14 protein-coding genes are annotated in these 13,499 nt (G+C 60.4%); 9 read left to right on the top strand and 5 right to left on the bottom strand.

Going from position 1 to position 13,499, the window contains the following annotated elements; genetic code table 11:
- The first annotated feature begins 43 nt into the window (after window positions 1-43).
- From yidC to BUB78_RS09145, 8 genes are all read left to right on the top strand, one after another.
- Window positions 44-1,870 carry a membrane protein insertase YidC gene (gene yidC, locus BUB78_RS09180; protein WP_073197330.1) on the top strand — a complete coding sequence of 609 codons (1,827 nt, stop codon included), beginning with the start codon at window positions 44-46 and terminating at the stop codon, window positions 1,868-1,870.
- Window positions 1,870-2,616: an MOSC domain-containing protein gene (locus BUB78_RS09175; protein ID WP_073197328.1), complete on the top strand. Its 747-nt coding sequence runs from the start codon at window positions 1,870-1,872 to the stop codon at window positions 2,614-2,616. Before yidC ends, BUB78_RS09175 begins: the two co-directional genes overlap by 1 nt.
- The gene (gene yihA / locus BUB78_RS09170; protein ID WP_073197511.1) at window positions 2,616-3,269 is read left to right on the top strand and encodes a ribosome biogenesis GTP-binding protein YihA/YsxC; all 654 of its coding nucleotides are present in this window, start codon (window positions 2,616-2,618) and stop codon (window positions 3,267-3,269) included. Before BUB78_RS09175 ends, yihA begins: the two co-directional genes overlap by 1 nt.
- A 70-nt stretch (window positions 3,270-3,339) precedes the next feature.
- Window positions 3,340-4,200 (top strand): acetylglutamate kinase, encoded by an 861-nt coding sequence (gene argB, locus BUB78_RS09165; RefSeq protein ID WP_073197326.1) that lies wholly within the window; start codon window positions 3,340-3,342, stop codon window positions 4,198-4,200.
- 69 nt (window positions 4,201-4,269) lie between these two features.
- Window positions 4,270-5,064, top strand: a complete 795-nt coding sequence (locus BUB78_RS09160; protein WP_073197324.1) for a sterol desaturase family protein — start codon at window positions 4,270-4,272, stop codon at window positions 5,062-5,064.
- A gap of 2 nt (window positions 5,065-5,066) precedes the next feature.
- Window positions 5,067-5,702, top strand: coding sequence for a ferredoxin (locus BUB78_RS09155; protein WP_170865047.1), 636 nt, complete (start codon window positions 5,067-5,069; stop codon window positions 5,700-5,702).
- On the top strand, window positions 5,699-6,190 hold the full coding sequence (locus tag BUB78_RS09150) for a SixA phosphatase family protein (RefSeq protein WP_073197320.1): 492 nt from the start codon (window positions 5,699-5,701) through the stop codon (window positions 6,188-6,190). Before BUB78_RS09155 ends, BUB78_RS09150 begins: the two co-directional genes overlap by 4 nt.
- Before the next feature lie 13 nt (window positions 6,191-6,203).
- Window positions 6,204-7,319 (top strand): acetoin utilization protein AcuC, encoded by a 1,116-nt coding sequence (locus BUB78_RS09145; RefSeq protein ID WP_073197318.1) that lies wholly within the window; start codon window positions 6,204-6,206, stop codon window positions 7,317-7,319.
- On the opposite strand, the gene BUB78_RS09140 is transcribed toward BUB78_RS09145, so the two are convergent.
- Window positions 7,316-8,296, bottom strand: coding sequence for a GlxA family transcriptional regulator (locus BUB78_RS09140; protein ID WP_073197316.1), 981 nt, complete (start codon window positions 8,294-8,296; stop codon window positions 7,316-7,318). The genes BUB78_RS09145 and BUB78_RS09140 overlap by 4 nt on opposite strands.
- 117 nt (window positions 8,297-8,413) lie before the next feature.
- On the opposite strand from BUB78_RS09140, the gene BUB78_RS09135 reads away from it, so the two are divergent.
- The gene (locus BUB78_RS09135) at window positions 8,414-8,794 is read left to right on the top strand and encodes a RidA family protein (protein ID WP_073197315.1); all 381 of its coding nucleotides are present in this window, start codon (window positions 8,414-8,416) and stop codon (window positions 8,792-8,794) included.
- 138 nt (window positions 8,795-8,932) lie between these two features.
- Here the strand turns inward: BUB78_RS09135 and BUB78_RS09130 are convergent, their stop codons facing one another.
- The 4 genes from BUB78_RS09130 to BUB78_RS09115 form a co-directional block, all read right to left on the bottom strand.
- Window positions 8,933-9,700 carry an amino acid ABC transporter ATP-binding protein gene (locus tag BUB78_RS09130; RefSeq protein ID WP_073197313.1) on the bottom strand — a complete coding sequence of 256 codons (768 nt, stop codon included), beginning with the start codon at window positions 9,698-9,700 and terminating at the stop codon, window positions 8,933-8,935.
- Between the two features lie 14 nt (window positions 9,701-9,714).
- Entirely contained in the window at window positions 9,715-11,004 is a 1,290-nt protein-coding gene (locus BUB78_RS09125; protein ID WP_073197311.1) for an amino acid ABC transporter permease, read from the bottom strand.
- A 3-nt stretch (window positions 11,005-11,007) separates the two neighbouring features.
- On the bottom strand, window positions 11,008-12,222 hold the full coding sequence (locus BUB78_RS09120) for an amino acid ABC transporter permease (RefSeq protein ID WP_073197309.1): 1,215 nt from the start codon (window positions 12,220-12,222) through the stop codon (window positions 11,008-11,010).
- A gap of 120 nt (window positions 12,223-12,342) precedes the next feature.
- The gene (locus tag BUB78_RS09115; protein ID WP_073197509.1) at window positions 12,343-13,362 is read right to left on the bottom strand and encodes an amino acid ABC transporter substrate-binding protein; all 1,020 of its coding nucleotides are present in this window, start codon (window positions 13,360-13,362) and stop codon (window positions 12,343-12,345) included.
- Between the last annotated feature and the right edge of the window lie 137 nt (window positions 13,363-13,499).

Raw genomic sequence — 13,499 nt, 5'->3', positions numbered from 1 at the left:
GTTGAACCGCCCCTGACATGCAACAAAGAAGTGGTCAGTGGACATGGATGATCAGAACAAGAACCTAATCCTTGCGACTGCGCTAAGTTTCATCGTTATTCTGGTGTGGTTCGTGGTGTTTCCCCCGCCCGAAACACCGGTAGTCGATCCGAACGCGCCAGTCGCCACCGCCCCTCAGGACGCCACCGCACCGGTGGCCGCCGCAGGTGACGTGACCACGGCCGATGCCACAAGCACCGAAGCCGTCGTAGCCGAGGCAAGCGCGCCGCGCCTGACCATCGACACGCCAAGCCTGCAAGGCTCGATTTCCCTTCAGGGCGGGCGCATCGACGAGCTGTTCCTGAAAAACTATCGCGAAACCATCGAGCCCGACTCTGACATCGTCAGCCTGCTGGCGCCGGTGGGCAGCGATGAACCCTTTTATGCGCTTTATGGCTGGGCGCCCGGCGCCGGCCTGACCGGCGAGAGCGTTCCCGGTGCCAACACCATCTGGAGCGTCGAGAGCGGTGAAACCCTTGCACCCGACAGCCCGATCATCCTGACCTGGGACAATGGCGCGGGCCTGAAATTTCGCCGCGAGCTGAGCGTCGACAAGGATTTCATGTTCTCGGTCCGCCAATCGGTTGAAAACACCGGTAACGCCCCGGTCAGCCTTGCCCCCTATGGCATTCTCGCGCGCCATGGGATTCCCGCGGACATCAAGAAATTCTTCATCCTGCATGAAGGCCTGATCGCCTTGTCCGATGGTGAGTTGAGCGAAATCGATTATGACGATGTCGAGGACTATGCCTTCAACCCGCGCGAAGGTGCCCCGGCCAGTGTCACGCAAGTTGCCGAAGGTGGCTGGATCGGGTTCACCGACCACTATTGGATGGCCACGCTTATCCCGAGCCCCGGCAACCCCTATAAAGCCGTCAGCAAATTCGACCCTCAGCGCGGGATTTATCAGACCGAGACCGTGCTTGCGACACAGACCGTTGCACCGGGCGCAACCGCAAGCGCCGATAGCCGCCTGTTTGCCGGTGCCAAGGAATGGGCGACGATCAAGCAATATCAGGACGAGGAAGGCGTTGACCGTTTCCTCGATTCGATCGACTGGGGCTGGTTCTTTTTCCTGACCAAGCCGATCTTTGCCGTGCTGCACTGGCTCAATGCACTGATCGGCAACATGGGCTGGGCGATCATCGCGCTGACCCTTCTGATCAAGGCGCTCGTGCTGCCGCTGGCCTATAAATCCTATGTCTCCATGGCGAAGATGAAAGAGCTTCAGCCGCAGATGGAGAAGATCAAGGAAACCGCGGGTGACGACCGTCAGGCCCTGCAAAAAGAGATGATGACGCTCTACAAGAAGGAAAAGGTGAACCCCGCCTCGGGCTGTTTGCCGATCCTGTTGCAGATCCCGATCTTTTTCTCGCTCTACAAGGTGATCTTCGTCACGCTGGAACTGCGCCATGCGCCGTGGATCGCCTGGATCAAGGATCTCTCGGCGCCCGACACCTCGTCGCTTTATAACCTGTGGGGCATTCTGCCCTGGGCCGCGCCAGAGCCGGGCTCGATCCTCGCGCTGATCTTCATCGGCATCCTGCCGCTTTGCCTTGGTGTGTCGATGTGGCTTCAGCAAAAGCTGAACCCGGCCCCGACCGATCCGACGCAAAAGATGATCTTTGCCTGGATGCCTTGGGTGTTCATGTTCATGCTCGGCAGCTTTGCCAGCGGGCTGGTGATCTACTGGATTGCCAACAACACGATCACCTTCACCCAGCAGTACCTGATCATGCGCAGCCAGGGGTATAAGCCGGATGTGTTTGGCAATATCCTGTCCAGCTTCAAGCGCGGCGGGGCCAAGGCCGAAGCGGACAAGAAGAAGTAATGGCAAAGGTCAGCGCCCTTTGGCGCCACCCCATCAAATCGCATGGGCGTGAGGCGCTGACCACCGTGACCCTGACCAGGGGGCAGGCGATGCCGTGGGATCGCCGTTGGGCCGTGGCGCATGACGCCGCTAATGTGCCCCCCGGCGAATGGGCCGCCTGTGTCAACTTTTCGCGCGGCTCGAAAACCGCTGGGTTGATGGCCATCAATGCCAGCAGCGATGAGGCGACCGGCACACTGACCCTTAGCCACCCGGACCGCCCCGACCTGACCTTTCGTCCCGATGACGAAGAGGACAGGCTTCTCGATTGGGTGCGCCCGTTGATGGATGCGAACCGCGCACAGCCAGCGCGCCTTTATAAACTCGAGGGTCGCGGAATGACCGATACCGATTACCCCTCGGTGAGCCTGCTTAATCTGGCGTCCAACACGGATTTGGCGGAGAAAATGGGCGTGGATGATATCTCTGCCCTGCGGTGGCGCGGCAATCTGCACCTTGAGGGTCTTGAGCCTTGGCAGGAATTTGACTGGATCGGTAAAACCATCAGGATCGGCACCGCAGAGCTTACGGTGAAAGAACCCATCAAGCGCTGCCTTGCCACCACCGCGAACCCCAAGACCGGCCTGCGTGATCTGGATACGCTGGACGCGCTGAACACGTATTGGGATCATCAGAACTTTGGCATTTATGCCGAGGTCACGACCACGGGCCGGATCACCGTGGGCGACAGCGTTAAGGTGCTATGATGCAGAAGCTTCCCTTTCCCATCGCCGACGAGCCCGATCACGCCACATCCGAGCTTGGCCGCAAGATGTTTGCCGGCGAGATCAACTTTCTCAAGGGCGTGGTTGATATGTCCGGCCTGCCGCCCGCTGACCGGCTTGAGGTGTGTTTTGCCGGACGCTCGAATGTCGGGAAATCGACGCTGATCAATGCGCTGACCGGGCGCAAGGCGCTTGCGCGGGCCTCCAACACCCCCGGCCGGACCCAGGAAATCAACTATTTCACCATGGGCGAGAGCCACTATCTTGTCGATTTGCCGGGCTATGGCTTTGCCAATGCGCCGGTTGCGGTGGTTCAGAAATGGCAGGCCCTGCTCAAGCAATACCTGTCCGGTCGCCAGACCCTGCGCCGCGCCTTCGTGCTTGTCGATGCGCGCCACGGCATCAAGCCCGTTGACGAAGAGATCATGAGCCTGCTCGACAGCGCCGCCGTGACCTTTCAATGCGTTTTGACCAAGACCGACAAGATCAAGGACGGTGACCGCGAGGCGCTTTTGGCGCAGGTGCGCAGCCGTCTTGCCCCGCATCCGGCGGCCTTTCCCGAACTTATCCTGACCTCCAGCGAAAAGGGCGAAGGCATCGCCACCCTGCGCGCCACCATCGCTACGCTGGAATAGCGCTCGCACGCGGGCACTTGCATGAGGGTCGACTTGCGGGGATAACCGCAAGGGCCAAGGGACAACAGAGATGAAGACCAGAGATATGAACCGCGATTGGATCGCCACCGCCCGCACCCTGTCAGAGGCGCTGCCCTATCTGCAGCGCTACACGGATGCGATTGTCGTCATCAAGCTTGGCGGTCACGCCATGGGCAGCGACGAGGCGATGGATACCTTCGCGCGCGATGTCGTTCTGATGCAACAGGTCGGCGTGAACCCGGTGATCGTGCATGGCGGCGGGCCTATGATCAACCAGATGCTCGAAAAGCTCGATATCAAATCCGAGTTCGTCAACGGCAAGCGTGTCACCGATGAGGCCACGATGGAAGTGGTCGAAATGGTGCTCTCCGGGCGGGTGAACAAACGCATCGTTCAGGCGATCAACCGTCAGGGCGGCAAGGCGGTCGGCCTCTCGGGCAAGGATGCCAACATGATCACCTGCGACCCTGCCAGCCCCGATCTTGGGCTTGTGGGTGACCCGAGCGAGATCAATGTCGATTTCCTGCATACCCTGTTCAACGATGATGCGATCCCGGTGATTGCGCCGCTTGGTGCGGGGCGGGGCGGCGAAACCTACAATATCAATGGCGACACAGCCGCCGGCGCGATTGCCGCGGCTCTCAAGGCGGACCGGCTTTTGCTGTTGACCGATATCGACGGGGTGCGCGATGCCTCGGGCCATGTCGTGACCGAGCTTACACCGGGCCAGATTCGCCAGATGACCGCCGATGGCGTGATCGCCGGCGGCATGATCCCCAAGACCGAAACCGCGCTTGCCGCGATTGCGGGCGGCGTGCGCGCCGTGGTGATCCTTGATGGCCGTGCGCCCAATGCCACGCTTCTGGAACTGTTCACCGAACATGGTGCCGGCTCGCTGATCCGCGCCTGAACCGGACATTTGCGCGACGGCGCACGCCGCGGCCTTGTGCGGCGGCGCAATTGCGCTAGGCTCTGGATCATGGAGCACGAAGCCCTCATTCGCCTGTCTGCCTTTACCGGCCTCTTCACCCTCTTTGCGGTGATCGAGGCCCTTGTGCCGCGCCGCGCCCGGACGCAACCGCGCAGCACCCGCTGGATCACCAATTGGGCCATGACCCTTCTTGATTCACTCACGCTGCGCCTGTTGGCGCTCGCGCTGCCCCTTCTCGCCGTGGGCGCCGCAGTGGACGCACAAACCAATGGCTGGGGCCTGATGAACGCGCTTGATCTGCCGCTCTGGCTGACGGTGGTGGCGACGGTGCTGATCTTTGATTTCGCCATCTGGGCGCAGCACCTGATCACCCACAAGGTGCCGCTTCTGTGGCGGTTTCACCGGGTGCATCATGCCGATCGCGATATCGACGTGACCACCGCGATCCGCTTTCACCCGGTCGAGATCGCCTTTTCCATGCTGCTTAAGATAGGGCTTGTTTATCTCCTGGGGCCGCCCGCCATCGGCATCATCCTGTTCGAGATCATCCTGAACGGCACCGCCATGTTCAACCACGCCAATATCCGCCTGCCGCTCTGGCTTGATGCGATCATGCGCCGGGTGCTGGTCACGCCGGATATGCACCGCGTCCACCATTCCGATATCCGCAACGAACATGACAGCAATTATGGGTTTTCCCTGTCAATCTGGGACCGGATGTTCGGCACCTATATCGCCCAACCGACCAAGGGCCATGACGCCATGACCATCGGCCTGCAATGGCAGGATGACCGCCCCTCACGGCTTGGCTGGTCGCTGACCCTGCCGTTTCGGAGTAAATGACAATGCATGACAGGCTAAGCGCCCTTGCCGCCGCCGTGCATCTTGCACCCTTCGGCGCGCTGCACCTGCGCCCCGGTGAACTGCCCGGCATGCAGAGTCTGATCCTGCTCGGGCCCGACGAGCCCGGCTTTTGGACGCATTTCACCGCCTCGCCCGAATACAGTGACGGCGCGCCTGACCCGATGAACCGCTGGTCAGAGCGGGTGATTGGCGATCTGGCCCGCGCTCTTGACGCAAGGGCCGTTTTTCCCTTTGGTGGCCCCCCCTATCAGCCCTTCATCGACTGGGCCAAACGCAGCGGGCGCGCGCATCTTTCGCCTGTAGGCCTTCTGGTGCATGACCGCGCCGGGCTGATGGTATCCTATCGCGGGGCACTGGCCTTTGCAGAGCGCATCCCGCTGCCGCCCGCCAGCCCTTCGCCCTGCGATACCTGCGCCACACAGCCCTGCCGTGACGCCTGTCCCGTGGACGCGTTGCAAGGCGATCATTATGACGTGCCGCGCTGCAAGAATGATCTGGACCGGCGCGAAAACGACTGTATGGATCAAGGGTGCGCGGTGCGCCGTGCCTGCCCCCTTAGCCAGAGCTATGGGCGACAGACGGCGCAATCCGCCTTTCACATGAGGGCCTTTCGATGACACGTCACCTGATCCTGATGCGGCATGCAAAATCCGACTGGGGAAGCGCCGGACAGCGCGACCATGACCGCCCGCTAAACGCTCGCGGCAGGGCCTCGGCCAAGGCGCTTGGGAAGTGGTTAGAGGCGCGCAAGCTCCTCCCCGACGAGATCCTGTGTTCCTCAGCCAAGCGCACGCAGGAAACCTGTGGCCTTATGGGGCTTTCGACGCCGCCCACACTCCTCAAATCGCTTTACCTTGCCGAAGCGCAAGAGATGCTTGCCGAATTGCAAGGCGCAATCGGCAAGACCGTCCTGATGATTGGCCATAATCCCGGCATCGCGGAATTGGCCGAAGATCTTGTGGCCGATCCCCCCGACCACGAGCGCTTTAATGATTATCCCACCGGCGCGACCCTTCTAGCGCGGTTTGAGATTGCCGATTGGGCCGACCTCAGGCCCGGCACCGCAGAGGTCGAGGCCTTCGTGATCCCCCGCGACCTGATCTGAGATCCCGCGCGCGATGCAGGCCCCACTGTTCATCGGATCAGAGATTTATCGCGGCTCAAGCTATGGCGCTCGCCATCCGCTCAGCATCCCGCGCGTGCCCACTGTCATTGACCTGAGCCGGGCGATGGGCTGGCTGACGCAGGCACAATATATCAACAGCCCCCGCGCCAAACCCTCCGCCCTGATGGCCTTTCATACTCCGCGCTATATCGCGGCCCTGCAAGCCGCCGAGACCGATGGCGCCGTCGGCCCTGAAACCCGCGCGCGCCATCAGCTGGGTACGCTCTCAAACCCGATCTTTGGCGAAATGTTTCGCCGACCCGCCACGTCGGCGGGGGGCTCTCTGCTGGCCGCAGACCTATTGGCGCAAGGCGGTGTGGTCTATAACCCCGGCGGCGGCACCCACCATGGCATGGCCGATCACGCTGGCGGGTTTTGTTATCTCAACGACCCGGTTCTGGCGATCAAGGCCTTCCTCGCGCAGGGGCTGGCACGTGTGGCCTATGTGGATATCGACGCGCATCACTGTGATGGTGTGGCGGCGGCCTTTCACGGCGAACCGCGTGTTTTGATGATCTCGACGCACGAGGCCCGCCGCTGGCCCTTTACCGGCGCGCTTGACGACCGCGCGGGCGCTCAGGCAATCAACCTGCCGCTGGCGCGCGGAACCAACGACAGCGGCTTTGCCATGGCCCTGCATGAGGTGATCCTGCCCGCTCTTCAGGCGATGCGGCCAGAGGCGATCGTGCTGCAATGCGGGGCCGATGCGGTCGCTGAGGACCCGCTGGCGCGGCTGGAGCTGTCCAACAACGCCCATTGGGCCACGGTCAAGGCGCTGCGTGCGCTCGCCCCGCGCTTTCTGGTTCTGGGTGGGGGCGGTTATAATCCCTGGACGGTGGGGCGGCTTTGGGCCGGGGTCTGGGCCACGCTGAACGGGCATCAGATACCCGCCCGCCTGCCCGAACCCGCCCGCGCGGTTCTCGCCGCCCTAAGCTGGACACGCCAGGGTGGCACGCGCCCCGATCATCTGGTCGATACCCTGCGCGATGCCCCACGCAACGGCGCGATTGACGATGATCTGCGCCACCAGATTGCACAGCTCAGGGCGCGCCAGAAGGCTTGGGTTTAATCCGCCTCTACGCCCCGCCCGCAAAAGCGATCACGGTAGGCCCCCGGAGGCATGCCAAGCGCCTGTGAAAACGCACGATGCATGGCCTGCTCGTTGCGAAACCCTGCCGCACGTGCCACCTGCGCCAGATTGCGCGCACCCTGATCAAGAAGGCTCCGGGCAAGATCAAGACGCAAGGTCATCACATAGGCTGACGGGCTTTGACCAAGATCACGCAGGAAATGCCGGTGCAACGTGCGATCCGTCATATTGGCGACCTCGGCCATGCGCCCCACCGTCCAACCGGCAACGGGATCATCGGCGATAGCCGCGCAAAGCGGCGCGATGCGCGGCCCGGTGCACTGTTGCGCCTGCAGCGGGCGGGAGTATTGCGTCTGGCCCCCCGAACGGCGCAGATAGACAACCATCTCGCGGGCAATATCAAGCGCAAGGGCGCTGCCATGGTCACGCTCGACCAGCGCAAGGATAAGATCGATCCCCGCCGTGACCCCGGCCGAACAGCAGATCGCGCCGTCAATGGTAAAAATCGCATCGGGGCGCCAGCGAACCGCCGGAAACCGCGCGCTCAGGTCAGGGCCGCGCACCCAATGGCTGGTGGCCTCCTTGCCATCCAACAGGCCCGCCGCCGCACTCAGCAGGCTCCCCGAGCAGATCGAGACAAGCCGGGTCTGGTGCGCGGCCTGTCGGGCCAATGTGGCGGGAAAGGCGGCGTCGCCAATCAGCGTATCCACCCCCGGCCCGCCCGGCACCAAAAGATCGCCGCGCGGCAAGTCCCCGGTGAAATCCAGCGTCGGCGACAGGCACAGGCCACTATCGGTGGCAGGGTTTGGCATATCCGGCATGGCCGCAAGCTGCACCCGGTAGAGCGGCTTTCCCGCAAGCGTGTTCGCAGTGGTATAGACTTGCACCGGCCCGGCAATATCCAAAAGCAAAGCCTGCGGAAATGTAACAACCGTAACAGGATAGGCGTCATGCATCAGATGCTGTCCGATTTTGATATCTTTACGTCATTCCGCCATCACCTGATTTCATCCAGACTAGCGCTGTCAAGCGCCGGAATGTCCGGCGCCCTCTAAAAAGGTAACCCAAAGAGCATGGCCAAACACTATATCACTCAGGTTCCCGGCACGCCGGTGCCACCCTCGCCAATTTCTCAGGCGGTGGTGGTTGGCAACACCTGTCACATCTCGGGACAGCTCGCGACCTACGACGACGGCTATCGCCCCGGCAGTGCGCACGAAGAGGCCGAGCGCGCGTTCGAGCTGTTGTTCCGCATCGTTGAACATGCGGGCTTTGAACGCTCTGATATCGTTTATGTCGACATCGCCTTCATCGACATGACCCGCGATGTCGCGGCCATAAACGCGCTTTATGGCGCGCTGTTCACAAACCCGCCCGCGCGCACGATTTATCAGGCCGCGGCATTGCCCTATGGCGCAAAGATCAAGGTGCAGGCCGTGGCGATGCGTGGCTGAAAAGCCGCAGACGGCTACGCGCCCACCAAACCCTATAACGCAGGCAACAGAAAAGGGACCGGCATGAAAACCGGTCCCCTGTTTCTTCTTGGCAAACATACTCAATCCCACATCGACAAACGGCGCAGGAGTGTCGGTTTAATGCCCCAGAATCTGGCTCAGGAACAACTTGGTCCGCTCGGATTGCGGGTTGTTAAAGAACTCTTCGGGTTCGTTCTGCTCCACGATCTGGCCCTGATCCATAAAGATCACACGATTGGCAACCTTGCGCGCAAAACCCATTTCGTGGGTCACGCAAAGCATGGTCATGCCCTCTTCGGCCAGCTCGATCATGGTGTCGAGCACCTCCGAGATCATTTCCGGATCAAGTGCCGAGGTGGGTTCGTCAAACAGCATGATGCGCGGACGCATGCACAAGCTGCGAGCAATCGCCACGCGCTGTTGCTGACCACCAGAAAGCTGACCGGGATACTTGTCGGCCTGCTCGGGGATCTTGACCTTTTCAAGGAAATGCATCGCGATTTCCTCGGCCTCTTTCTTGGGCGTCTTGCGCACCCAGATCGGGGCCAGGGTACAGTTTTCAAGGATCGTCAGATGCGGGAACAGATTGAAGTGCTGAAACACCATGCCAACCTCTGACCGGATCTTGTCGATATTCTTGAGGTCGTTGGACAGGATCGTGCCATCCACCGTGATCGAGCCTTTCTGATGCTGCTCAAGCGCGTTGATACAGCGGATCAGCGTCGATTTCCCCGAGCCTGACGGCCCGGCGATCACGATGCGCTCGCCCTGATAGACGGTCAGGTCGATATCGCGCAGCACGTGAAAGGACCCGTACCACTTGTTCATCTTGTTGATCTCGACGGCGACCTCGTCCGAGACGTTCAGTTGTTTTTCTGCGGCCATGATACTGGGCCTCCTTAACGATGATCGGTCTGAAGCTGACGCTCCAGCCACTGAGAATATTGCGAGATGCCGTAGCATGTGATGAAGAACAGAACGACGGCAAAGCCGAACAGTTCCCAATAGACGCCGTTCCATTCGGATGACGACAGGATCGGGCCACGGATCATCCCCACGATGTCGAACATCGAGATAACCGAGACCAGCGTCGTATCCTTGAACAGGCCCACCGCCACGTTGACGATCCCCGGGATCGAAATCTTGAGCGCCTGGGGCAGAATGATCAGCTGCATGGATTGCGCGTAATCAAGCCCCAGACTGTCGCCGGCCTCGTACTGGCCACGCGGCAGGGCCGCAAGACCGCCCCGGATCACCTCGGCGATATAGGCCGAAGAGAACATGGTGATCATGATGATCACCCGCAGGATCAGGTCAAAGTTTGTGCCTGGCGGCAGGAAATACGCCAGCACGACGTTCGCAACAAACAGCAGCGTGATCAAAGGCACGCCGCGAATGAACTCGATGAAGACCACGCAGATCCATTTGATGATCGGCATCGACGACTGACGCCCGAGCGCCAGCAGAATACCGAGGGGAACCGACAGCGACACACAGATCACGCCCAGCATCAGGTTGATCATAAAGCCGCCCATATCCCGCGATGGGATCGCCTCAAGCGCCATGATGTTTTCGAACGGTCCCGAGAGATATCCCGACACGATCCAGAATACCAAGGCCGCGACGAAGGACACGATTACCGCGATCCCGGCACTGGTCTTGACCATCTTGGTGTAAACGAAGGCACCGAACAGAACCCCCAGCAGGGCAAAGACCGGCGTGGACACAGGCCCGCCCCAGATAAGCCAGAAGGCGATGAACGGGTAAAGCCCGGTAAAGATCAGCATCTTGCGCGGAAACACCTTGCCGAACAAAAGCGGCGCGGCGGCAATGAACAAAAGCACAAAGGCCAGCCCCGGACGCCAGTAAAGCTCAGAGGGGTATTTGAAGCCGAAGAGCAATTGATTCCAGCGCTCGCTCAGCACCGCGAAACAGCCGCCGGTCTTGCCGTCAAGGATCTCGCGGCAAGCCGTCAGGCTCGGGCTGTCCCAGACGCCGTTAAAGAACCATGGCGCCGCAGAGGTGACGATCTGATAGACGACCAGAACGGAAACCACGGTCAGAAGGCTGTTGGCAGGAGACGAGAAAAGGTTCTCGCGCAGCCATTTCACAATCCCGGTGGACGCCAGCGGCGGCGCCGATTCCGGAAGCATTTCGGTGCGCACGAATCCGATTTGTTCATGTGACATGGCTCAGCGCTCCTTTAGTTTCATGCTGTTGTTGTAGACGTTCATCACCGCCGAAATCGCAAGGCTGATGGTGAGATAGAACAACATCAAAAGCAAAACCGCCTCGATCGCGCGACCGGTCTGATTGAGGGTGATCCCCCCCAGTGTGCCGGTCAGGTCCATATAGCCAACGGCGATGGCCAGCGACGAGTTCTTGGTCAGGTTGAGGTACTGAGAGATCAGCGGCGGGATGATCACCCGAAGCGCCTGCGGCAGGATCACAAGGTTCATGATCCGCTTGGGCCGAAGACCCAGCGACGCCGCCGCCTCGGTCTGGCCTTTTGACACCGCCTGAATACCGGCACGCACGTTTTCTGCGATAAAGGCCCCGGTGTAGATCGCCAAAGCGAACCACAAGGCAATCAGCGAACCGCGAATATGCAAGCCACCCTGAAAGTTAAAGCCCTTGAGTGCGGGATAGTCGAGCGAGATCGGCTGACCGAGGATGAAGAACATGATCAGCGTCGGCAAAACCAGAATGGCCAGCGATGGCCAGCCTGTCGGCAAAAGCTTACCGGTGTCATACAAAAGCTTGGTGGCATAGCGGCGGTACATGAAAATTCCGACGATCGACGCCAGGAAGGTCAGCACCACCACAAGCGATCCGCTGCCCCAGATCGGGGTCGGGGTATAGACGCCGCGATTGGTAAAGGCGACCGCATCCATGAACATGCTGGACGTCGCATTGTCGCCCCGAAACGCATTTGGCGGCGGCAGAACCGCCGTCATGATGGTGAAAATGATCAGGATCCAGATCAGAATCGGCACATTGCGGAATGCCTCGACATAGATCGCCATGAGCTTGCGAACGAGCCAGTTGGGCGACAAACGCAAGATACCTGCGGTCACACCAAAGATCGTCGCGGTGATGCAGCCGAGAAAGGCAACGATCAGCGTGTTGATCATCCCGACAAGGGCGGCGCGCATGTGGCTGGATTGGCTATCGTATTCAATCGGTCGCTGGTTGATGTCATAGCCTGCCGGCTCGCCAAGGAACGAATAAGAGATGTTCTGACCTTGCTCGGCAAGATTCTTGACAAGGTTGATGCCCAAAAACGCCATAAGCGCAATCAGAAGGGCAAGAGCGATAAATTGAAATGTGTAAGAGCGATACCGGGTGTCGTAGATCAGCATAGATAGCTGAAACGACGCCTTGGGAGGGTCGGTCATCGTTGTCATCTGGGATTTCCCTGTTGGTCGACCCTGATTTTTATCGGCATATTATGCCGTGGGCCGATTTTTAACTGGTCGCATAGTAAAAGAGGGCGCGGAATGTCCGCGCCCTCTTCTGGTCAGGTCTTAGCGGAAAGGCGGCGTGTAGAGAATGCCGCCATCGGTCCACTGAGCGTTCAGGCCACGGGCCAGACCGATCGGGGTTTTCTCGCCGATGTTCTTTTCGAACAGTTCGCCATAGTTGCCGCCAGCGGCAATCGCGCGCATGGCCCACTGGGCGTCAAGGCCGATCATCTCGCCAAGGTTGCCCTCGGTGCCAAGGATACGGTTCACTTCCGGGCTGCCGCCAGCGGCTGCGCCGAGTTCAGCGACGTTCGCGCTTGTGATGCCCATTTCTTCGGCCGCGATCAGAGCGTTCAAAGTCCAACGCGCGATATCACCCCATTCGTTGTCGCCGTGGCGCACGAGCGGGCCAAGCGGCTCTTTCGAGATGATTTCGGGCAGAATGACGTGCTCGGTCGGGTTTTCAAATGCCGCACGGGTCGAGGCAAGGCCCGACGCGTCTGTGGTATAGGTGTCGCAGGCACCGGCAAGGTACTGCTGCTGACCTTCAGCATTTGTTTCGATCGGAACGGGCTCGTATTCCATGTTGTTCTTACGGAAGAAGTCCGCAAGGTTAAGCTCGGTGGTGGTGCCGGTCTGGATACAAACGGTCGCGCCGTTCAGATCCTTGGCCGATGTCACGCCAAGCGCCTTGGGAACCATAAAGCCCTGGCCGTCGTAATAGTTCACGCCGACGAAATCGAACTTGAGGTCCGTGTCGCGCGAGAAGGTCCAGGTGGTGTTACGCGCCAGCATGTCGATTTCACCCGACGCCAGAGCGGTAAAGCGGGTCTTGCCGGTTGTCGGCACGAATTCGACGGCTGTGGCATCGCCCAGAACGGCGGCGGCAACGGCGCGGCACACGCCAACGTCAAAGCCTTCCCAAACGCCGTTGGCGTCGGGGGCTGCGAAGCCAACCAGACCTGTGGTCACGCCGCAGTTCAGCTTGCCGCGCGCTTTCACGTCATCCAACGTGCCGGCAGCAGCGGCGCCAGCAGCAAGGCCAGCGACAGTCAGCGCACCCAAAAATACGGTTTTTTTCATGTTTACCTCTTCCTGATTGTCCACCCTTCAAGAGTGGTTCGTTCGGCCCTGATTGGCCGGTGTCATACTGTTAATGGGGTGAGTGCCCCTATCAGTGCCCGCAAGTTTGTGTGGATTCATCACGAAACGTCAAGTCA

Origin of the sequence: Roseovarius marisflavi, assembly GCF_900142625.1 — a bacterium.
Lineage (GTDB): Bacteria > Pseudomonadota > Alphaproteobacteria > Rhodobacterales > Rhodobacteraceae > Roseovarius > Roseovarius marisflavi.
This window is presented reverse-complemented; position numbering and strand designations above follow the sequence as displayed.

Bases quoted from the DNA above. Each gene is read 5' to 3' on its own strand.
- yidC (WP_073197330.1), top strand. From the start codon at position 44: ATGGATGATCAGAACAAGAACCTAATCCTTGCGACTGCGCTAAGTTTC.
- BUB78_RS09175 (WP_073197328.1), top strand. From the start codon at position 1,870: ATGGCAAAGGTCAGCGCCCTTTGGCGCCACCCCATCAAATCGCATGGG.
- yihA (WP_073197511.1), top strand. From the start codon at position 2,616: ATGCAGAAGCTTCCCTTTCCCATCGCCGACGAGCCCGATCACGCCACA.
- argB (WP_073197326.1), top strand. From the start codon at position 3,340: ATGAAGACCAGAGATATGAACCGCGATTGGATCGCCACCGCCCGCACC.
- BUB78_RS09160 (WP_073197324.1), top strand. From the start codon at position 4,270: ATGGAGCACGAAGCCCTCATTCGCCTGTCTGCCTTTACCGGCCTCTTC.
- BUB78_RS09155 (WP_170865047.1), top strand. From the start codon at position 5,067: ATGCATGACAGGCTAAGCGCCCTTGCCGCCGCCGTGCATCTTGCACCC.
- BUB78_RS09150 (WP_073197320.1), top strand. From the start codon at position 5,699: ATGACACGTCACCTGATCCTGATGCGGCATGCAAAATCCGACTGGGGA.
- BUB78_RS09145 (WP_073197318.1), top strand. From the start codon at position 6,204: ATGCAGGCCCCACTGTTCATCGGATCAGAGATTTATCGCGGCTCAAGC.
- BUB78_RS09140 (WP_073197316.1), bottom strand. From the start codon at position 8,296: ATGCATGACGCCTATCCTGTTACGGTTGTTACATTTCCGCAGGCTTTG.
- BUB78_RS09135 (WP_073197315.1), top strand. From the start codon at position 8,414: ATGGCCAAACACTATATCACTCAGGTTCCCGGCACGCCGGTGCCACCC.
- BUB78_RS09130 (WP_073197313.1), bottom strand. From the start codon at position 9,700: ATGGCCGCAGAAAAACAACTGAACGTCTCGGACGAGGTCGCCGTCGAG.
- BUB78_RS09125 (WP_073197311.1), bottom strand. From the start codon at position 11,004: ATGTCACATGAACAAATCGGATTCGTGCGCACCGAAATGCTTCCGGAA.
- BUB78_RS09120 (WP_073197309.1), bottom strand. From the start codon at position 12,222: ATGACAACGATGACCGACCCTCCCAAGGCGTCGTTTCAGCTATCTATG.
- BUB78_RS09115 (WP_073197509.1), bottom strand. From the start codon at position 13,362: ATGAAAAAAACCGTATTTTTGGGTGCGCTGACTGTCGCTGGCCTTGCT.